This is a genomic window from Bacillus sp. FSL K6-0069 (assembly GCF_038007785.1).
In the GTDB taxonomy this organism is placed as follows: domain Bacteria; phylum Bacillota; class Bacilli; order Bacillales; family Bacillaceae_G; genus Bacillus_A; species Bacillus_A mobilis.
Window position 1 is genome coordinate 3,915,189 of sequence record NZ_JBBOXN010000001.1, and the last position, 20,923, is coordinate 3,936,111.

General features: G+C 35.8%; 24 protein-coding genes and 1 pseudogene. 9 read left to right on the top strand and 16 right to left on the bottom strand.

Annotated elements, in window-relative coordinates; genetic code table 11:
- The first annotated feature begins 95 nt into the window (after positions 1–95).
- The 3 genes from MHB74_RS20000 to MHB74_RS20010 are packed head-to-tail and all read left to right on the top strand — an operon-like array spanning position 96 to position 2,440.
- Complete coding sequence (locus tag MHB74_RS20000) at positions 96–515, top strand: GntR family transcriptional regulator (RefSeq protein WP_061679101.1); 420 nt, start codon at positions 96–98, stop codon at positions 513–515.
- Positions 481–1,362 (top strand): ABC transporter ATP-binding protein, encoded by an 882-nt coding sequence (locus MHB74_RS20005; protein WP_061679100.1) that lies wholly within the window; start codon positions 481–483, stop codon positions 1,360–1,362. The genes MHB74_RS20000 and MHB74_RS20005 overlap by 35 nt, the downstream gene beginning before the upstream one ends.
- Positions 1,352–2,440 carry an ABC transporter permease subunit gene (locus MHB74_RS20010; protein WP_061679099.1) on the top strand — a complete coding sequence of 363 codons (1,089 nt, stop codon included), beginning with the start codon at positions 1,352–1,354 and terminating at the stop codon, positions 2,438–2,440. Before MHB74_RS20005 ends, MHB74_RS20010 begins: the two co-directional genes overlap by 11 nt.
- A 218-nt stretch (positions 2,441–2,658) precedes the next feature.
- Here the strand turns inward: MHB74_RS20010 and MHB74_RS20015 are convergent, their stop codons facing one another.
- Both MHB74_RS20015 and MHB74_RS20020 read right to left on the bottom strand, forming a co-directional pair.
- Entirely contained in the window at positions 2,659–3,204 is a 546-nt protein-coding gene (locus MHB74_RS20015) for a hypothetical protein (RefSeq protein WP_061679098.1), read from the bottom strand.
- Between the two features lie 102 nt (positions 3,205–3,306).
- Positions 3,307–3,726 (bottom strand): MarR family winged helix-turn-helix transcriptional regulator, encoded by a 420-nt coding sequence (locus tag MHB74_RS20020; RefSeq protein ID WP_061679124.1) that lies wholly within the window; start codon positions 3,724–3,726, stop codon positions 3,307–3,309.
- A 159-nt stretch (positions 3,727–3,885) separates the two neighbouring features.
- Here MHB74_RS20020 and MHB74_RS20025 point away from each other — a divergent pair, with 159 nt between their 5' ends.
- Positions 3,886–4,557, top strand: coding sequence for an SIMPL domain-containing protein (locus MHB74_RS20025; RefSeq protein WP_061679097.1), 672 nt, complete (start codon positions 3,886–3,888; stop codon positions 4,555–4,557).
- Positions 4,558–4,691: 134 nt separating this feature from the next.
- Entirely contained in the window at positions 4,692–5,981 is a 1,290-nt protein-coding gene (locus MHB74_RS20030; protein ID WP_061679096.1) for an NCS2 family permease, read from the top strand.
- 34 nt (positions 5,982–6,015) lie between these two features.
- Here MHB74_RS20030 and corA read toward each other — a convergent pair whose 3' ends face one another.
- The 9 genes from corA to spoIIM form a co-directional block, all read right to left on the bottom strand.
- Positions 6,016–6,978: a magnesium/cobalt transporter CorA gene (gene corA, locus MHB74_RS20035; protein WP_061679123.1), complete on the bottom strand. Its 963-nt coding sequence runs from the start codon at positions 6,976–6,978 to the stop codon at positions 6,016–6,018.
- Between the two features lie 62 nt (positions 6,979–7,040).
- The gene (locus MHB74_RS20040; RefSeq protein ID WP_061679095.1) at positions 7,041–8,345 is read right to left on the bottom strand and encodes a pyrimidine-nucleoside phosphorylase; all 1,305 of its coding nucleotides are present in this window, start codon (positions 8,343–8,345) and stop codon (positions 7,041–7,043) included.
- Between the two features lie 7 nt (positions 8,346–8,352).
- Positions 8,353–9,174, bottom strand: a complete 822-nt coding sequence (locus tag MHB74_RS20045) for a purine-nucleoside phosphorylase (RefSeq protein WP_001078444.1) — start codon at positions 9,172–9,174, stop codon at positions 8,353–8,355.
- A 12-nt stretch (positions 9,175–9,186) separates the two neighbouring features.
- A complete protein-coding gene (gene deoB, locus MHB74_RS20050) occupies positions 9,187–10,371 on the bottom strand; it encodes a phosphopentomutase (RefSeq protein ID WP_061679094.1) in 1,185 nt (394 codons plus the stop codon).
- Positions 10,372–10,925: 554 nt separating this feature from the next.
- Positions 10,926–11,666, bottom strand: coding sequence for a FixH family protein (locus MHB74_RS20055; RefSeq protein ID WP_061678132.1), 741 nt, complete (start codon positions 11,664–11,666; stop codon positions 10,926–10,928).
- A gap of 147 nt (positions 11,667–11,813) precedes the next feature.
- Positions 11,814–12,704 carry a site-specific tyrosine recombinase XerD gene (gene xerD, locus MHB74_RS20060; RefSeq protein ID WP_000390083.1) on the bottom strand — a complete coding sequence of 297 codons (891 nt, stop codon included), beginning with the start codon at positions 12,702–12,704 and terminating at the stop codon, positions 11,814–11,816.
- Between the two features lie 6 nt (positions 12,705–12,710).
- Positions 12,711–12,941 carry a YqzK family protein gene (locus tag MHB74_RS20065; RefSeq protein ID WP_001250433.1) on the bottom strand — a complete coding sequence of 77 codons (231 nt, stop codon included), beginning with the start codon at positions 12,939–12,941 and terminating at the stop codon, positions 12,711–12,713.
- A 103-nt stretch (positions 12,942–13,044) separates the two neighbouring features.
- Positions 13,045–13,500 (bottom strand): ferric iron uptake transcriptional regulator, encoded by a 456-nt coding sequence (gene fur, locus MHB74_RS20070; RefSeq protein WP_000392657.1) that lies wholly within the window; start codon positions 13,498–13,500, stop codon positions 13,045–13,047.
- A 106-nt stretch (positions 13,501–13,606) separates the two neighbouring features.
- On the bottom strand, positions 13,607–14,224 hold the full coding sequence (spoIIM, locus tag MHB74_RS20075) for a stage II sporulation protein M (protein ID WP_226544967.1): 618 nt from the start codon (positions 14,222–14,224) through the stop codon (positions 13,607–13,609).
- A gap of 155 nt (positions 14,225–14,379) precedes the next feature.
- On the opposite strand from spoIIM, the gene MHB74_RS20080 reads away from it, so the two are divergent.
- Positions 14,380–14,931 (top strand): GNAT family N-acetyltransferase, encoded by a 552-nt coding sequence (locus MHB74_RS20080; protein ID WP_061678131.1) that lies wholly within the window; start codon positions 14,380–14,382, stop codon positions 14,929–14,931.
- Positions 14,932–14,955: 24 nt separating this feature from the next.
- Here the strand turns inward: MHB74_RS20080 and MHB74_RS20085 are convergent, their stop codons facing one another.
- Positions 14,956–15,495: an NUDIX hydrolase gene (locus tag MHB74_RS20085; protein ID WP_061678130.1), complete on the bottom strand. Its 540-nt coding sequence runs from the start codon at positions 15,493–15,495 to the stop codon at positions 14,956–14,958.
- 74 nt (positions 15,496–15,569) lie between these two features.
- Here MHB74_RS20085 and mciZ point away from each other — a divergent pair, with 74 nt between their 5' ends.
- Together mciZ and lolS are read left to right on the top strand one after the other, a co-directional pair.
- A complete protein-coding gene (mciZ, locus tag MHB74_RS20090; protein WP_000870295.1) occupies positions 15,570–15,698 on the top strand; it encodes a Z-ring formation inhibitor MciZ in 129 nt (42 codons plus the stop codon).
- Between the two features lie 53 nt (positions 15,699–15,751).
- Positions 15,752–16,666 carry an aldo/keto reductase gene (gene lolS / locus MHB74_RS20095; protein ID WP_061678129.1) on the top strand — a complete coding sequence of 305 codons (915 nt, stop codon included), beginning with the start codon at positions 15,752–15,754 and terminating at the stop codon, positions 16,664–16,666.
- Between the two features lie 29 nt (positions 16,667–16,695).
- Here lolS and MHB74_RS20100 read toward each other — a convergent pair whose 3' ends face one another.
- From MHB74_RS20100 to MHB74_RS20110, 3 genes and pseudogenes are all read right to left on the bottom strand, one after another.
- Positions 16,696–17,523: an aldo/keto reductase gene (locus MHB74_RS20100; protein ID WP_061678128.1), complete on the bottom strand. Its 828-nt coding sequence runs from the start codon at positions 17,521–17,523 to the stop codon at positions 16,696–16,698.
- 121 nt (positions 17,524–17,644) lie between these two features.
- Positions 17,645–18,099 (bottom strand): annotated as a pseudogene (locus MHB74_RS20105) (GrpB family protein).
- A 70-nt stretch (positions 18,100–18,169) separates the two neighbouring features.
- A complete protein-coding gene (locus tag MHB74_RS20110; protein ID WP_000727552.1) occupies positions 18,170–18,433 on the bottom strand; it encodes a YqkE family protein in 264 nt (87 codons plus the stop codon).
- 202 nt (positions 18,434–18,635) lie between these two features.
- Here MHB74_RS20110 and MHB74_RS20115 point away from each other — a divergent pair, with 202 nt between their 5' ends.
- Positions 18,636–20,225, top strand: a complete 1,590-nt coding sequence (locus MHB74_RS20115; RefSeq protein WP_061678127.1) for a bifunctional metallophosphatase/5'-nucleotidase — start codon at positions 18,636–18,638, stop codon at positions 20,223–20,225.
- A 124-nt stretch (positions 20,226–20,349) separates the two neighbouring features.
- Here MHB74_RS20115 and MHB74_RS20120 read toward each other — a convergent pair whose 3' ends face one another.
- Positions 20,350–20,826: a ribbon-helix-helix domain-containing protein gene (locus tag MHB74_RS20120; RefSeq protein WP_061678126.1), complete on the bottom strand. Its 477-nt coding sequence runs from the start codon at positions 20,824–20,826 to the stop codon at positions 20,350–20,352.
- Between the last annotated feature and the right edge of the window lie 97 nt (positions 20,827–20,923).

A 20,923-nucleotide genomic window follows, 5' to 3' on the forward strand; every position in this document is an offset into this window, starting at 1 on the left:
GTTTTCAGTTGACAAATACATTTATCACCTATATTGTATTAAGTGTATTACATGAAGTAGTACACTTAATACAAGTTAGAAAGGAGACATTGCTCTTGCATATTCAACTTGATCCAAGAAGCAACACTCCGATATGGGAACAAATTGTTCAAAATATAAAAGAACTCGTATTAAAGAACATGTTAGCTCCAAGTGACAAACTACCTTCTGTACGCGAACTCGCTTCTTTACTCGTTATAAACCCAAATACAGTAAGTAAAGCGTACCAAGAGTTAGAGCGACAAGGGATTATTGAAACATTACGAGGAAAAGGAACATTTGTATCCCAATCGATTACCCCAACATTAGACGAAAGGAAAATCGCTATGGTTGAAAAGCAATTTCATCAATTACTATTAGAAGCCTCTTATCTTGGTGTTACGAAAGATAAAATTCATGATTGGATAGATTCATACTATAAAGAGATTGGAGGAAATACGGATGCTGAAAGTGACGAACGTGAAGAAAACAATTGATAATCAAACAATTTTAGATGATGTTTCTTTCACATTACAAAGAGGAAGTATCATCGGATTACTCGGAAGAAACGGCGCAGGGAAAACAACTTTATTACGAACGATGGTCGGCATTTTAGACCCTGATGCAGGGACTGTTACATATGAAGATACAAACATTCATCAGTGTCCTGAAATAAAGCAAAAAATCGTATATGTTCCGGATTCTACTAACATATTGAACGGATATACGGTAAAAGAAATTGTAAAGTTTTACAAGCAAGTTTATACCGCATTTGATGAAGCATATTTCTATGAACTGTTAGAACGTTTTAACTTACCAAACAAACGAATTCGTAGCTATTCAAAAGGAATGAAAGCACTGCTTGCCATCATTTTAGCTGTTTCTACAAAAGCAGACTATATCATTTTAGATGAACCGACAAACGGACTTGATCCTATCGTCAAACGGCAGATCCTCCAATTTCTCGTTGGAGAAGTTGCAGATAAAGAGATTACCATTTTCATCTCAACTCACCATTTAGATGAGGTGGAACAAATCGCAGATACAATCATTATATTAAAAGGCCATACTATCTCGTCTATTACATCACTAGACGATGCAAAATCACGATTTGCAAAAATACAAGTAGCTTATGAACGGTCATTACCTCAAAAACTAGAAAACTTAAGCAATATTAAAATATTAAATCAAACAGGAAAAGTATTTACAATCTTAATTGAGGGAAATGTAGCAGCTACATTAGAAAAGTTTCATAAAGAACAGCCACTGCTCATTGAGGAATTAACCATGTCGCTCGAAGATATTTTTATCACAACGTTTGAGGAGGATTCGCATGTTTCATAAAGCTTTATGGATGAGGCAATGGAAGCAAGGAAAATATATAATTCTATTATTTTGGTTAATTAGTTTATATCAACTACCTTATAAATATTATCAAGAAGCGCAAATGCAGCTAAAACAATCAGAGATGAAGTTTGGTGACTATGCATATTACTACTCCTACTATTTTCAGACATCTGATGGTGCCGTCTTCTTTCAAGGAGCTACTCTTATTGCACTTGCTTGTCTTTTAATTGGATGGGAACGTAACAATCAATCAACTGATTTTCTATTCTCGATGCCTTTTAAACGAAAAGATATTTTTTTAACAAAATGGTGGCTTGGTGTTTTGAATATTATTACAGTGCAAATTGTTTGCTGGATTAGCATGTACGCAATAAAGAACATGTCGTTTCACAACGAGTATCAAAACTTTGCTCCGTTCTATAGTTACTTTCTATACGCTACCGTTGTACTTATCGCTATTTATACATTCACCTTATTTATCGGAACCATTACTGGACATATATTCTCTCAAAGTAGTTTAACTATCATTCTATTATTTTTACCATACGGTTTGGGATTGTTAATTTCCGGATTCATTTATTCCCATACACAATGGTCTTTAGATGCAATGGGAGAAATAGAGAACCATACTCATGAATACTTACAACATATAGGTATCATTTCACCATTAGAATCTTTTTCTATTACTTATGATTACCACCCGATAGAAACATTTGATGACTATGGCAATAAACTTTCTAGTGTACCACAGGACAATCCAATGGAGCGTACTTCTGTACCTTCTCCTTGGACACTATTAACACCATTTGCTTACATCATTATCTTTTTATCAATGGCAACCTTTCTATACACACGTACATCGAACGAACAAAACGGAAAAATACTATTGTTTCCTAACTTGCAAAAATGGTTCATGATTTGCACTGTTCTATGCTTCGGACTGCTTGGCGGTAGAATATTAGGCGGACGAGATGCACTACTGTCTTATTATGTTGGATTTTTCCTATTCGCTACCATAAGTTACTTCATTTTTACACGTCTATTAAAATTGAAGTTTGCTTTTGCAGGGAAATAAATATGCATTAAGGTGGTGGATACATGTTCCAAAAAGCATTATAGATGTGAAACTATAAACACGGAACAATGACATTAAATAGAAGCTGACGAAAAAGTTATATAATGACAAAAGAAATATGTTATGAATTATTTAACTCTTATATGAACCAAATAAAAAAAAGCATTGCACAAGAGCAATGCTTTTTTATTATATATATCCCGATCTAAATAAAGGGGTTATTTCACATTCTCTCTTCTTTTCCCATACTCTTTTTCTTGCTTCGTTCCAAATCCATCACCATTTGCCACGATTTGATCTGTTGGAGCAACTATGCTTTCAGCAATTCGCCATTCCCCCCCTTGTTGAATAAACACTTGCATAAAATAATTCATTCCATTTAACTGATACGGATTTTCTTTTTTCACTTCATAACGAGCTGCAACATAATATACTTGCACATTCTCAGCCTCAAACTTAGAAATGTATTGTGATAATCTCGGGATGTACTGCGATGCTTTTTGAAGTGGCAGTTGTTTTACTTTTACAAGAGAAGACTTTGTTACATTACTGATCGTGTCTTCATGCCGAATGTTATCACTATGATGAAATAAAATAGCATTCTGCATTGAACGAATCCATAGTTTTGAATATAAAACAGGTTGCTTATTTGAAATATGTTGTAATTCTTTCTGCACGACTTGAAGAGGCGTTGCGGCATCTGCGAATTGATAAAAGCAGAAAAAACTTCCAATCATAATAAGAAGCATAGAAAAACGTTTCATAATTTTTCACTCCGATTCTTTTTAATTAAAGTATTGGAGTTTCAAAATGTTTTTATTCAAAAGAAAAAGGATAGGAAAGCTTTCGCTTCCTATCCTCATTTATTATAATACGCGGCCAAATAGCTCTAATACCATTTCTATTTCTTGGTCGCTCCAACCTTTAAATCTATCTTTATAATATTCTTTACGCACAGCTTCAAGTTTTTCAGTTACTTCTCTTCCGTGTTCTGTAATTTCTAAGTACACGATACGACGGTCTGAATTTGAACGCTTTCTTTCTACAAACCCTTTTCGTACGAGACGATCAGTAACAGCTGTAATATGACTGGAGGTTACGTTTACTTCACTCGCAATTTGCGAAGCCATCTGTGGACTGTTTAAAAATAACGCGCGTAATACAGAAAATTCATTGTATGGCATATGTTCTGCAAAACGTGTATTAATATCATTTTGTAATAAACGTATCATCTTTCGAAATGATCCGGATAATTCTAAAATCAGTGTTTCTCTTTTTTCGTTCACTAGCCTCGTCCCTTTTTTATCATATTTACACATATTATAATCTATAAATACCCTCGTTGTATATGCTTTCTTTCTGTAACATTCCCATTTATGTAACTTTTTCATACAAATTTCTTTTTTGTTCACACATATACATATAAATAAGGATGGTGATGGAAAATGCAAGGTGGAATGAACCCTTATTTACACAATGTACGTACAGCTAATACTGGAAAAGAAGCTACCATTACAGTGCAAGGGGAAGGTGTTGTAAAAGCAAAACCAAATGTTGTTATATTAACGATTGGTATTCGTACAGATCATAAAAATGTAAAGCAGGCACAAGAAGAAAATGCAGTGCAATCACAACAATTATTAGATGCACTAAAACAACTAGGTATTGCCGACAAAAATATAGAAACCATTTCATATACGATTACGCCCCAGTACGAATATGTAAATGATAAAGCATTACTACAAGGATACCGTGTGGAACATTTGTATGAAATTACCGTTTTAAATGTACAAAAAGCAGGGGAAGTATATGATATAGCCGTTTCAAATGGAGCAAACTTAGCAAAAGGTTTACGTTTTCGAATATCTCACCCAAATAAATATTATGAGCAAGCTCTCATTCAAGCTCTGCAACAAGCGGTAGAAAAAGCTCGTGCTATTGCGAGTACATACAATTTAAACATTAATCCTGTTCCACTCTCATTCGTTGAAGAATCTGCCCAATTACCACGGGAAGTGACGTCCTTTGCTACTTTACATGCGCAAGCAGCTCCGCCCATTCAATCGGGAGAATTAGAAATCATTTCAACAATACGGGCGATTTTTACGTATTTATAAATAATTTCATTTATAAGTAAACGTTATCATTTTCCTTGTTGTAAAAACATGATGTTCTGATATAATAAAGGACGGTGAGCTCTTACAAAAGAGATATCACGGGTGGGAGAGGGATATGAAAAAGAAGGTTTAACATGAAAGGAATACTTGAAAGAACATTTAAATTAGGTTTACACGAAACATCACCAAAACAAGAAGTTTTAGCTGGAGTTACGTCATTCTTCACGATCGTATATATTATGATTGTAAATGCATCAATTTTATCCGATGCTGGCATTCCTCTTGAAGCTGGAATTTTAGCAACTGTTTTCAGTTCATTTGTCGGATGTCTGCTCATGGCATTTTGGGCAAATGCACCTGCTATTCTTGTCCCTGGTATGGGTGTAAATGCATTCTTCACGTACACTGCTGTGCATACGCTTGGATTAACTTGGCAGGAAGCATTAGCGGCTGTCTTCATCTCTGGTATTATTTTTGCAATTGCTGCGTTTACACCAATCGCTCGCGTGCTTTCAGTATCGATTCCAAAGTCATTAAAGGAAGCTATTACTGTCGGCATCGGATTATTTTTAGCATTTATCGGATTGCAAAAAGGTGGTTTAGTCGTTTCGAATCCAAATACTGCTGTTGCAATGGGTAAATTAAGTAGCCCTGTCGTTCTTGCGACAATACTTACTCTTATCATTGCACTTGTACTATTTATTCGTAACGTACGTGGAAGCTTTTTATGGACGATTGCAATAGGAACTGGTATTGCATGGCTATTTGGTCTTGTTGATACAAGTCAAATCGGAAATAGTTCATTCTCATTCGCGAGTTACGGCGATGTGTTTGGAGCTATGTCATTTGGCAAACTTTCTTCCTTACCGTTTTGGATTGCAACATTCTCCTTAAGCATGGTGCTTATTTTTGAGAACATGGGACTTCTGCACGGTTTATTAGAAGATGACCGTAAATTCCCACGTGCTTACCAAGCCAATGCAATTTCAGCAATGACATGTGGTCTATTTGGCACAAGCCCTACCGTATCAACAGTAGAGAGTGCCGCAGGTATTACTGCAGGCGGAAAGACAGGTCTGACGTCTATCGTTACAGGGTTGTTATTCTTTGCATCATTGTTTGCACTTCCGTTTGTCAAACTAATTCCTGATAGTGCCATTGCACCAATCTTAATTATTATTGGCGGCCTGATGATTACAAGCATTCAGCAAATTCCTCTGAACGATTTTTCAGAAGGATTTCCAGCATTCTTAATTATCGTCATGATCCCGCTCACATATAGTATCGCTGATGGCATTGCGTTCGGATTTATTGCTTATCCTATCTTAAAAGTTGCTCTTGGAAAGCGTAAAGAAGTCGCACCGTCTATGTATATCGTTACATGCTTATTCTTAGCCATGTTTATATTACATGCTATTGGTTAAGTAAAAAACACCGAGGAATTTTCCTCGGTGTTTTTTACTTAAACCATCCTTTTTTATAAAACCAAGCCATCATGCCACCGCCAATTAGTGCCATTAGAAGTAGACAAACAAAATAACTATATTGTCCACCAAGCTCTGGCATATGCGTAAAGTTCATTCCGTATACTCCCGCAATAAATGTTAATGGCATGAAAATAGTCGAGAATACTGTTAATGTTTTCATAATGTTATTCATATGATGTGAGTTTAATGAAAAATAGCTATCTCGAATATCTGCCGTTAACTCCCGGCTTGCCTCAATCATTTCTGTCAGTTTCAGTAAATGATCATGTATATCTTTAAAGTAAATTTCATGATCACTTATACCGTAAAAACGAGTCGAATTTAAAATACGATACAATAAATCACGCATCGGAATGATTGTACGCCTTAGTTTCGATAAATCTGCACGTATATCAAATACTTCTTCTAGCACACTTCCTGCTGTCTCACCCGTTAAATTATCATCAATGGCATTTAAATGATCCTCAATGTAATATACAGGTGCAAAATAGTCGTCCACAATTTGGTCGATAATGGTATGCGCTACGTGTAAAGGACTATTTTTAATACGCTTCTTTTCTCCAAGTGTTTTCCATACTCTTTCGATTGCATTATTATGAGAAAAGTGGAAAGAAACAATATAACGATCACTTATAAATAAATCAATCTCGTGCGGTTCTAATCCATCCTCACCAAATGCATGAAGAACTAAAAAGTTATATCCATCATAAAAATCAACTTTTGGCCTCTGTACATATTCTATACAGTCTTCAATCGCAAGAGGATGGAATTTAAAATGATCTTGTAAAATGTATGTATACTCTTCTTTCGTCGGCTTATATAAATCTAGCCAATACCATACAATATGGTCTTTCTTTGTTTCCTCTAGCGAAACATCATATAATACTTCATTTGTTTTTGTTATTGCACAAATTCTAATCATAATTTCACCCATTATTATTATAAACAAAAAATAGCAAAAAAAGCCAAGGAGAAATACTCCTTGGCCTTTTTTTATTACTTCGTTACAATACCATGCACTAAAGTTGGTGCATCTACGTGGTCTGTAGAGATCTTCATGTTCTCATAAATTTTTGCTTTTACATCTTCCACATTTTCACGGTTTGCGTAAATGGTAACAAGGGATTCACCTTTTTTCACGCTGTCCCCTACTTTTTTGCGAAGCATTAAGCCAACTGCTAAATCAATTTCAGATTCCTTCGTCGCACGTCCTGCTCCTAAAAGCATTGCTGCTGTTCCGATTTCATCTGCAACGATTTCTGATACATAACCGTCTTCCTTCGCTTCTACTTCAATTTTAAACTGTGCTTGTGGTAATTTAGAAGGATCATCAACAACAGATGCATCGCCGCCTTGCGCTGATAAGAACGTTTTAAATGATTCTAGCGCTTTACCGTTGTTCATGACTTCGATTAATTTCTCACGTGCATCTTCTAAAGATGAAGCTTGTCCAGCAAGGTATACCATTTGACTTCCAAGTGTTAAACATAACTCTTCTAAATCTTTCGGTCCTTTACCTTGTAACGTATCAATTGCTTCTTGTACTTCAAGTGCGTTACCAATCGCCTCACCAAGTGGTTGACTCATATCAGAAATAACAGCCATCGTATTACGACCAACGTTATTACCAATGCGCACCATTGCTTCTGCTAAACGTTTTGCATCTTCATCTGTTTTCATAAATGCACCTGCTCCAGTTTTTACATCAAGAACAATTGCATCTGCACCAGCAGCAATTTTTTTACTCATAATCGAGCTTGCAATAAGCGGAATTGAGTTTACTGTTGCCGTTACATCACGAAGTGCATACAATTTTTTATCCGCAGGTGTTAAGTTTCCACTTTGACCAATAACTGCGATTTTATTTTCATTTACAAGACGCATGAATTCATCATTTTCGATTTCAACATGGAACCCTGGAACTGCTTCTAATTTATCAATTGTACCACCAGTATGTCCTAGACCACGTCCAGACATTTTTGCAACCGGTACACCTAAAGCGGCTACTAATGGACCTAATACAAGTGTTGTTGTATCACCAACGCCACCTGTTGAGTGCTTATCTACTTTTACTCCTTCAATAGCTGATAAGTCGATTGTATCACCGCTATTTACCATTGCCATCGTTAAATCAGCACGCTCTTGATCGTTCATATCTTGGAAGAAAATTGCCATTGCAAGTGAACTTACTTGATAATCAGGAATATCACCATTCGTATATCCTTCAACAATAAAGTTAATTTCTTCTGTCGTTAATGCATGTCCGTCACGTTTTTTTGCAATTAGGTCCACCATTCTCATTGTGAGGTCACCCCTTCATTTGTTTTACAATTGCTTTTACTAATGCTAAGAAGTTAGCTTTAACACGTTCTGTCGTTTCGATTACTTCATCATGGTGAAGTGGCTGATCTAAAATACCAGCTGCCATATTTGAAATACAAGAAATACCAAGTACTTTCATACCAGCATGACGCGCTACAATTACTTCAGGTACTGTTGACATACCAACTGCATCTCCGCCAAGTGTACGAAGCATACGAATTTCAGCAGGTGTTTCATATACAGGACCTGTCATTCCAACGTATACACCTTCTTGTACTTTAATATTTAAGTCTGCTGCGACTTGTTTCGCCATTTCACGAAGCTCTGTCGTATATGATGTAGACATATCAGGGAAACGTACACCCATCTCAGAATCATTTGGTCCGATTAATGGATTTGTACCCATGAAGTTAATATGATCTGAAATTAACATAAGATCGCCTGGCTCGAATGATGTATTCACACCACCAGCTGCATTTGTTACAACAACTGTTTCTACACCTAGTTCTTTCATAACACGAACTGGGAATGTTACTTTTTGCATGTCGTATCCTTCATAGAAGTGGAAACGTCCTTGCATTGCTACTACTGTTACACCTTGAAGTGTACCGAATACTAATTGACCTGCATGTCCTTCTACAGTTGATACTGGGAATTCAGGGATTTCACTGTAAGGTACTGTTACTGCGTTCTCGATTTCATCTGCTAATACACCTAGTCCTGATCCAAGGATTAGTCCTACTTGTGGCGTTTCTTGAAATTTCTCTTTTAAGTATGAAGCTGATTTTGTAATAAGTTCACGATTCATTTGTTTATCCCCCTATTTCTTTAGCTCGTTTAAGAAGCTTGTTCCGTGTTCTGGCATTTTCACACCGAAGTTTTCTGCTACCGTTGCACCAATATCAGCAAATGTTTGGCGAAGTGATAGTTCTTGTCCGCCATCTTTCATGCTTGGGCTATATGCTAATAACGGTACATATTCACGTGTATGATCAGTACCGTGGTGAACTGGATCATTACCATGGTCTGCTGTAATTAATAATAAGTCATCTTCTTTTAGTTTTTCGAATACTTCTGGAAGACGAGCATCATATTCTTGTAGAGCTTCTCCGTATCCTTGTGGATCACGGCGGTGTCCAAATAATGCATCAAAGTCAACTAAGTTCAAGAAGCTAAGACCTGTAAAGTCCATATTTAATGTATCTACAAGCTTATCCATTCCATCCATATTAGACTTCGTACGAAGTGATTCAGTTACCCCTTCACCATCATAGATGTCAGAGATTTTACCGATAGCAATCACATCGTAGTCACTATCTTTTAATTCATTCATTACCGTACGGCCGAATGGTTTTAATGCATAATCATGACGGTTTGGTGTACGTGTAAAGTTTCCAGGCTCACCAACGAATGGACGAGCAATAACGCGACCTACCATGTACTTTTCATCTAACGTTAATTCACGTGCAATTTTACAAATTTTATATAACTCATCAAGTGGCACTACTTCTTCGTGTGCTGCGATTTGTAATACGCTATCAGCAGAAGTGTAAACGATTAAAGAGCCTGTTTCCATTTGTTCTTGACCAAGTTCATCAAGAATCTCAGTTCCAGAAGCCGGTTTATTACCGATGATTTTACGACCTGTTTTTTCTTCTAATTCATCAAGTAATTCTTTCGGGAATCCTTCAGGGAACACTTGGAATGGTGTATCAATGTAAAGACCCATGATTTCCCAGTGTCCTGTCATTGTATCTTTACCAGTAGATTTTTCTTGCATTTTTGTATAATATCCAAGTGGCTTTTCTACTTTAGAGATACCTTTCATTTCACGAATGTTACCAAGACCTAATTTCACCATATTAGGCATTTGTAATCCATTCATATGTTCAGCAATGTGACCGATTGTGTCAGATCCTAAATCACCAAATTGTTCAGCATCTGGTGCTTCACCGATTCCAACAGAATCCATTACGACTAGGAATATACGTTTATATTTATTCATAACTGCGACCTCCTATAAGTTCAGTTCTACTTCTTGTAGTATGTTCAAAACGCTATAAAGTGAAACTGTTCTCCATAAGAATTATCTTTCGTTCTCATTGTCAAACAGTACTTCTTTAAATGATTCTCTAACCTATTTCGTATACTTTGAAACGACTCAAAAACATTTCTAGTTTTTTCTAAGTCAGATGTCAGACATCTGATACGGATATCATACCATGTTTACGCTTTCTTTTTAATACATTTTCGTAGATTTTCTCATTTTCTTCACACTTCTATTGTAATCCATTATGCAAAGAAGTGCTAATTATTTCATGATTTATTTCTTCATATAAAGTAAAAAATTAATTAGCTCACAAATAACGAGATAAAGTGAAACTTTAATCAGTGGGGGTTTTCTTCATCCCCCACTGATTATTAGTTGAACCAATCGGACTTTTATGGGCAGTTGATCCCCCACCTAACTTCTTTGCTTTCGTTGAATTTTGAGGTGGGGGTCTTACTGCCCATTAAAGCGGGATAAAAATAAAAAAAGCAGCTCTAAAGAGCTACTTTTTATTTTACTTCTACTGTTTCTTCTTTATGTTCATGCAGTTCGCCTTTTTTAACATGAACTTTCACTTTGTAAGCACCGTTTTCTTTGAAAGTATGTTTCGTTTCATACTCTCCTTTATTTCCTTCTTTCGCTGGAATAAATTCGTGTTTTTCAACACCATCTTTCCAAATCTCAAGTTGTACTTCAGCACCCGTTAACGCTTCTTCTTTTTGCTTTAAATGAACTTTCATAGTCGATTCAGCGTTTGCTTTTATGTCACCAGCCATAAGGTGGATCATTGTATCACTTTTATGATCGCCATGCCCTGCACCGTGATCACTATTTTCTTTTTTCGCATCTTCTACTTTCGCATTTCCTACAGCCACTTTTACTTCTGGCATAACATGCATTTCACGCGCATTTGTGTGAGCGATAATATGGTACACTCCATCCGTCTCGAACGTTTTCTCTACAGCATAAACACCTTTACCTTTATGCTTACCATCTAACATTTCGTGCTTTTCGTCGCCAGCTTTCCAAATTTCAAATTTTACATCATCAGCATCTGTTACTTTTTCTTTTCCTTGCGTAACAAGTGCTTGTACTTCTGTTTTTTCACCAGGTTTAATTTCTTTCGGATTTGTTTGAACTGCTACTTTTACAGCTTCTAGTTTCTGTTCTTTTTTCGGTTCTTCTTTGTTTGTATTACAGCCAGCCAATGCTAGCATCGCGATAAATAAAGTCATAATAAGTTTTTTCATCTGTATTTCCTCCTTCATACTTTCCTTAGTATAGAGGAAATACATTATAATATTCTAGTCTTCTGCTGAAAACAATGTACGAAATGTTTGTGAAGTTTTTGTGAAGTACTATAGCCTTTTGAATCTATGAAAAAAAGAGCATAGTCACTATGCTCTCGGATGAAACTGTTTATATACATCTTTTAATCTAGCTTTTGAAACATGCGTATAAATTTGCGTCGTTGAAATATCTGCATGTCCTAGCATTTCTTGCACAGCACGCAAGTCTGCTCCATTTTCTAATAAATGCGTAGCAAAAGAATGGCGCAACGTATGCGGCGTAAGCTCTTTTTCAATATTTGCTTCTTTCGCTAATCGTTTTAAAATTTTCCAAAATCCTTGTCTTGATAATCGATTCCCATGATGGTTTAAAAAGAGTGCATCTACTACTTTTTTACCCATCAATTCTCTTCTTCCCTTTTCAATATACTTTTGAATCGCTTCCGTCGCTAAACTTCCTAGTGGAATAATTCTTTCTTTATTCCCTTTCCCTATGCAACGAACAAATCCCATCGTTAAATGTACATCTTCTAAATTTAAGGCAATTAATTCCGAAACTCGAAGCCCTGTCGCATACAATAACTCTAGCATCGCTTTATCACGAACCCCAAAAGCACTCGTCATTTTTGGTGTCTGAAGTAACGCTTCTACTTCATCGATTGATAGTACTTTCGGTAATTTCCGTTCTCCTTGCGGCGTTTCAATATGTACGGATGGATCGTGCTCTACCGCTCGTTCACGAAGTAAAAACTGGTGAAACGAGCGAATCGATGCAATATGACGTGCTAATGTTTTCGAAGATTTCCCGTTTTCTTTTAAGTGCTGCAGAAAATTAACAATGTGCAAGCGCGTCACTTCATGAAAGCTTTTCGCCTGTTCTACATTTTGCAAATACTTTACATAACTTTTTAAATCACGTTCATAAGATACTACTGTATTTTTCGCAAGCCCTTTTTCGACAACCATATAATGAATAAAATCTTTTAATTGATCTTCCAATCTACACTACTCCCCATTTTCATAGAAAAACATCATTCTATTTACGAAAGCATCCTTTGCCGGCTCTTCATTCCCTGATACTTTTTCTACAGTCTCTTCTTGTGGCTTTTCATAACGATGATAGCTTTCATATTCTTCATTTATCCATAGTATAGCGAAATAAAACAAAATCGTACAACTTGTAAATAATAAAAATACTTTTATTCCATCAAAAGTTAATTTTAAAGCTCGGCGCATTGTAAACTCCTCCAAAATATAAGTTATTACAACATATGCCAAGCTTTCACCAATTTATACCTTATTCAAATAAAAAACCTCTTCCTAGATAAATAGGAAAAGGTTATTTTTCATCCGTTTCATTTTCTTGACAATTTTTACAAATCCCATGGAATGTTAAACGATGATCTTTCACCTTAAAGCTCCAGTCACGTTCTACTTTCCTTTCCACTTCACCAAGTAAATCTTCTTGTATTTCTTGTACAGCACCACATTGTGTACAAATCAAATGATGGTGGAAACGCTGCGCACCTTCTTGGCGTAAGTCATAGCGTGAAACACCGTCTCCGAAGTTAATCTTATCGACAACTTTTAACTCAGATAATAGTTCTAAAGTTCGATAGACGGTTGCTAGTCCGATCTCTGGCGACTTTTCTTTTACAAGGAGGTAAACATCTTCTGCGCTTAAATGATCTTCTTCATTTTCTAGCAGCACACGAACTGTTGCTTCACGTTGCGGTGTTAACTTGTAGCTCGCTGCATGTAATTGCTTCTTAATTCGTTCAATTCTTTCTTCCATTCGGTACTACTCCCTCCTCGCCACTCTTACACCATTATATCAGAAGAAGGGCTTCTGTCAAAAGAAAAACAATAAAAACAAATTGATAATTATTCTCATAAAGTATTTATTGTTTATTAATAGCCTCAACGACTTCTTTCATTAAAACTGGTGATGCATAAGCTTCTACACTAGAAGCAAGAGCTAACACCGCTCCAATTACAAGAAAGAAGCATGTATAACGAATTAATAACGGTAATAGCGGCTCGGTTATTTTCCGAATAAATTGATGCCTAATCATGCGTAAGGAAAAGCTTGCGGCAATTGTTGTCATAACAAGAAATACTGGAATAATAATGAGGTTTTGTGGCAATACAGAAACGAATGCTAATAATAATCCATTCCATCCATGCTGACTGACTAAAAAACCGACTGTAAATCCGACAACTACTCCTTTTACAAACAATAAAATAAAAATAAGTGGTAATCCAATAATTGAAATCCCCAAAATCCAAATAAATCCAATGTATTTTAATTGCGAAAAGTAACTTTCTCGAAACATTTCGCTTGCAATAGCAAATTCTCCTTTAGAAACTTGTCCAAAAAAACGTTGTAAATAAAATGATAAATCTTGTTTTTGATTTAACTGTAGACTATTTACGAGAATGGCCCCAAATATTACTCCCATCAATAATAAAACAGCGTTAAATATATATAATGAAGAGTTTTCCTGTATGTGAGACATTACACGGTCTTGCCAAGTTTTTCTCCACATTTTTCTTCCCTCCGTTCACACTCTTACTAAAAATGTATGAAAGAAAGAAAAAAGTATGACGAATTAACATTGAAATTCCGCTCTACTTTGCTAAACTAAAAAGTAGAGAATAGGAGGGATTTCACTTGAAACCATTATTATTAGATTTTCCAACATTATTTCAAACTGAACGCTTACAAGTTCGTAAGCCATTTCCAGGTGATGGTACAGAAGTGTATGAAGCAATCCAAGCTTCTCTAGAAGACTTAGTACCGTGGATGCCAATTAACGCTGAAACAGAAGAAAGTGCTGAAGAAATCGTTCGTAACGCTCACGGACAGTTTTTACTTCGTGAAACACTTGATTTTCACTTATACGATAAAGTATCTGGTACATTCATCGGGGCTATAACGCTTAAACCTGAAAACTGGGATATTCCAAAGTTTTCACTTCACTTCTGGCTGCATAGTACGTATACAAAACAAGGCTATATGACTGAAGCTATTAAAGGTGCCATTCAATTTGCCTTTGATAAGCTAAGTGCTAGAAGAATTGAAATTCGTATTGATGCAACAAATACAAATGCATGTAACCTAGCAGAACGTTTAGAATTTATTCTAGAAGGTACAATGGAAAATGATTTCATAGCACCAGATGGTAGCTTACGTGATGCACGCGTATACGCAAAAATCAATTAAAAAACACTCGCCTTTGGCGAGTGTTTATTTTTGTAGTTGTAAATATTGTACTGCAAACATCGTTTTCGCATCATGAATACGAAGATCTTTCATAAGAGTAGTCGCTTCTTCTAACGATACTTCCATCAATTCCACAAACTCATCTTCATCTAACTCGGCTTTATTTTCTTTTTTCGTCAAACCTGTCGCTTTATATACATATAAAATTTCATCTGCAAATCCTGGAGATGTATAGAAAGAAGTAATAAGCTCCATATTTTCACATACATATCCTGTTTCCTCTTCTAATTCACGAACTGCTGTCACCTCAGGTTTTTCACCAGGTTCTAACTTGCCGGCCGGAATTTCTATAATCGCCTTTTCAAGCGCTTTACGATACTGCTCAACAAGCACGATTTTCCCCTCATCAGTAATAGCAATAATAGCAACTGCACCAGGGTGATTTACAATTTCACGTTTACTCATTGCTCCATTTGGTAATACTACATCATCAACACGAACTTTTATAACTCTACCATCAAAAATTGGTTCAGTTTTTACTGTTCTCTCTGCAAGATTACTCATACTACTTCATCTCCCTGTTCTATTTCCTATTCTTTCCTCATACATTTTACCACATTGAAAGGAGCGTGATAGAAATGAAAGTTTATATTTTACCAAATCGCGTCACTTTAGTCGGAAAAGCATGGCAAATTCGCCATAAACTAAAACAATATGGCAAAGAGTATACAACTGTACAAGAGTGGATTACAGCAAATAAAAAGTAAACGTTTGTCAACCTCTTTTCCCTTTCGTACAATAAAGGTAAGGAGGTTGACCTATGAAAAAACGTCAATTAGGAAACTCAGATTTGTTTGTTACAGAAATGGGCCTTGGCTGTATGTCTCTCGGTACATCTAAAACAGAAGCTATGCGTATTATCGATGAAGCAATCGATTTAGGAATCAATTTTTTTGATACAGCGGATTTATACGATTATGGATTAAACGAAGAATTTGTTGGAAAAGCATTAAAAGGGAAACGAGACCAAATTGTTCTTACAACGAAAGTTGGAAATCGATGGACAGAAGAAAAAAACGGCTGGTCTTGGGATCCTTCTAAGAATTACATCAAGGCTGAAGTGAAAGAAAGTTTACGTAGACTTCAAACTGATTATATTGATCTTTATCAACTTCACGGCGGGACGATTGAAGATCCAATAGATGAAACAATTGAAGCCTTTGAAGAATTAAAAAAAGAAGGTATCATTCGTCATTACGGTATTTCTTCTATACGTCCAAATGTCATCCGTGAGTATGCAAAACGTTCAAATATCGTTAGTGTGCTAATGGAATATAGCCTTTTAAATCGTCGCCCTGAAGAATGGTTCCCACTTTTCAGTGAACATCAAATTAGCATTATTGCTCGCGGACCACTTGCAAAAGGAATTCTAACTGACAATAATGCAAGAAAGATAGAAAGAGTAAAAGAAAAAGATTACCTTTCTTATTCTTACGATGAATTATATGCGACACTCGCAAGTGTAAAAGAGATAATCAGGGAAAGCTCTTTAACAGGAACAGCTATTCAATATTGCTTACATAACGAAACTGTTGCAGCAGTTATACCTGGTGCAAGCTCTATCAAACAGTTACAAGAAAATGTACAGGCTAGTAAACAAACACAGTTAACAACAGCAGAATATATACAACTTCAGCAAATTGCTAAATGTGATACTTACGCTTTACATCGTTAAAAAGACGCTACCATACTGGTAGCGTCTTTTTATAGCGTATCATATTTATCAGGATTCGTTCCTACATGTAAATTACGATTTAACGTATTAATTTGAGTCATCTCTTCTTCTGTTAGTGAAAAATCAAAGATAGTAAAATTCTCCTTAATACGAGATGGTGTAACAGATTTAGGAATTGTCACGACTCCGCTTTGAATATCCCATCTTAATATAACTTGCGCAGGTGTTTTTTCATATTTAGTAGCAATGGCTTGAATAATCGGGTGCTCGAATACTTCCCCGCCTCTCATTAATGGGCTCCATGCTTCCATTTGAATTTGCTCACCTTGACAGAAATTACGCAATTCAAATTGCGCTAACATAGGATGAAGTTCTACTTGGTTTACCATCGGCTTTACTTTACAATTTGGTAATAATAGCTCTAAATGATGTTTATGAAAATTAGAAACACCAATCGCGCGCACTTTACCTTCTTCATACAGTTTTTCTAACGCTCTGTACGTATCAACATACTTCCCTCTTATTGGCCAATGTATTAAATATAAATCTACATAGTCCATTTGTAATTTCTTTAAGCTTTTTTCAAACGCCTCAAGTGTTTCTTCGTATCCTTGATCATCGTTCCAAACTTTTGTTGTAATAAATATTTCTTCTCTCGGAATTCCTGATTCACGAACCGCTTCTCCGACACCGCTTTCATTTTCATATACAGTCGCTGTATCAATCGAACGGTATCCAACTTCTAACGCTGTTTTTACTGCTTGTTTTACTTCGTCGCCTTCTTTCGCTTTATAAACGCCTAGACCAATCATCGGCATTTTCACGCCATTATGAAGTGTAGTTGTTGGAATGTGCACAGTCGTCTCCCTCTCATTCTTACATTTTTTATAAGCCACCACTTTATTTGAACAAGATTCAACCAAAAAGTCAAAACATATGTACAGTTTACATAATAATTTTATACACTAAAACGTGAACTCAATTATTCATATTTCCTTCTTTCCATTCTTTCGCTTTTTCATCAACATTACGTACAAATTCAGTTTTCCCTTCCGAATATAACGTGCCATCATATAATCACGAAATGCTAAATGCCTTACTATCTCAGGGTTTCCTTTTTCAAACACGTGTAAGTGATACGAGCGTTTTTCCTCAGTTCCATGAATAAAATAACGACGTCTTGAAATACCATTTTCCCCTTTTACGATGTAACCAAGCTCTATAAAACGTTCATTCCAATGATCTACTCTGTCGATACTCTCTACTTCCATAATCATATCTATAATTGGTTTAGCTGCCAGTCCTGGCACTGACGTACTTCCAATATGATGAACTTTCACCATTTCTGGCATCGCCGATTTTAATCGTTCAGCCTCTATTTGAAATTTTTCGTTCCAATGATTTTCATGCGGAACGACTACAATTCTTCTCATTTTACACTCCCCTTTTCTTACAAGCTCGTCAAAAAAATGATCAGCGATATACACTGATCATTTTTTTATATTATTTAAAGTCTTTCCAAGTAAGGCTACTTTCACTTAACAGTTCTTCAAATGATTTATTCTTTTCACGCTCTTTTTGTTCTTGGCGCTTTCTTTCCAGTTCAGCTGCCTCTTTTTTCTCTTCTCTCACTTGCAATTCTTTCTTCTTATTCTTTAATTGCTGCATGAGTGAATCATTTAATTGATCGCCTAATGTAAGCGACTCTTTCTCTGGTTTATTCACTTGTGATTGTCTTTGCATTTGTCTTTGTTTCTTTTTCTTCATGCTACTCACCTTTTACTTTTTTCTCCATTATAGTAGATACACAATGAACTCGACAATAAAAAAGGTTCTTTACTCTATTATTCAGCTTTTGTAAATATGTTAATTTTTCGAAAAAACTAAATTTTTATATAGATATAATCCTATGAATCTATTAAAATTATGTCGTATGATGTCAGATTATAAAAAAAAGGAGAAATGAATTATGTGGAAAAAAATCATTCCTACTGTTGCCGTTTTAAGCACCATAACTTTTTCAACTGTATTTGCCGCTCCCCCATCCCAGACTCCAGCTGAACAAAACCGCTACGTAGACGTACAAATGCTTGGTATTAATGATTTCCATGGACAACTAGATACTGTTAAAAAAATTAATAACAAAGAAGCCGGTGGCGCTGATTACTTAGCTACTTATTTAAAAGAACGTAAAAAGCAAAACCCAAATACACTTCTCGTACATGCTGGCGATATTGTCGGAGCTAGTCCACCAGTTTCAGCATTGTTACAAGACGAACCAACGATTGAATTTTTGAATGACTTAAAATTCGATGTTGGTACAATCGGAAACCATGAATTTGATGAAGGTATCGATGAAATGAAACGCCTCATTTACGGTGGATATCACGAGAAAACGGGAAATTTCAAAGGTGCTAACTTCCCTTATGTCGCCGCTAACTTCTATAACAAATCAACTGGTCGTTTATTTTTACCACCATTTACTGTAAAAATGGTAGATGGTGTTCCTGTAGGATTCATTGGAGTTGTTACAACTGATACACCAAATGTCGTGATGCCTACTATGCTTAAAAATGTACAGATTACTGACGAAGTAGAAGCAATTAATAAATCAACGCAACAATTAAAGCGTCTCGGTGTTAAATCCATCGTCGTCCTTGCTCATGTCGGCGGAACAACTGATGAATCTGGCGTGACAAATGGAGACCTTACTCGAATTGCAAATGAAACAGATCCAGAAGTTGATGTTATTTTCGGTGGGCATAGTCACACGTATGTAAATGGTACTGTAAATAATAAATTAATCGTCCAAGCGAACTCTTATGGAACAGCTTTCTCAGACGTAGATGTAACAATTGATCGTAAAACAAAAGATATTGTAAAGAAAAAAGCTGAAGTGATCACAACATATCATGAAGGTGTGGAACCTGATAAACAAGTAAAACAAAAAATAGATCAATATAAAGAAAAGATTGCACCACTTGTAAATGAAGTTGTAGGAAAATCTACAGCAGCTATCGACCGTAAACAAAATGATGCTGGTGAATCTACTCTTGGGAATGTAATTGCCGACGCACAGCGTCAAACAATGCAAGCTCAAATCGCACTTATGAATCCAGGTGGCATTCGTAATGACTTAGATGCTGGCGATATTACTTGGGGCGAATTATATGGCATTCAGCCTTTTGGAAACCAATTGATTAAAGTAGATTTAACAGGTCAAGATATTCGCGACATTTTAAATCAGCAATGGCAAAAAGGAACAACAAGAATGCTTCAAATTTCAGGCATTCAATATACGTGGGATGCAAATAAACCAAACGGTGAAAAGGTTACGAATATACGCTTAACAAATGGCGAGGAGTTATCTCCAACTAAAACGTATAGCGTAGTTGCGAATGCTTTCTTAGCTTCTGGCGGTGACGGATTCGTATCATTTAAAAATGGGAAGAATTCAGAAACTGGTCCAAACGACTTTGAAGCGCTAGTCGATTATGTAAAACAATTAAAAGAACCAATTCAGCCAATTATTGATGGTAGAATTCAAAAAATAAATTAAGTATTTCCCTAATATGCGATCCAGATTTTTATTGTAAAGGGTACACTTATACTTACTTAATCCAAAATATTAGTAAAACCTAAAAAGGATACTCGTTCTTACAATGAACTTAGTATCCTTTTCTTTAGTCATCCAAACGTGCTGTTTTGTTAAAGTCATATTGCTGTAAAAATTGTTGTAACGCCTCTTCTACAAGTTTAGATTTTTGAATTCCTTTCGCTTCTGATATAACATCTAGTTTTGCTAATATTTCTTTATTAATAGAAAAAGTACGTTTCTTTTTTTCTGTACTTATACTCATAATTGGCGCGATTACTTCTTCTCTCTTTCTTAGTAATTCATAAATACTTTGTAATTGTTCATAAATTAATAATTGATAATCCGTTTTCGCATATTGAAGGGCTGTCGCTTCTTGGAGTTGTAAGTGACGAGGTTCTTCTCCATCTCCTACAAAAATACGTTTCTTCTGTTCTCCATCATATTCATATCCAATCAATCTTAACTTCTTTGATAATGTATACGGGCTTATTTCAAGACGTTTTGCTATGATAGCGATGGATTCACGTCTATTTAAGCAATCTATAATTTCTCCAATCGTCACAATTTCCCTCCTCCCGTGTTGAAATGACACTAGTATGATATGTTACAATGATTTTCTAACAGTATATGCAAAACAAATAGCCTGTGCGATTCATACG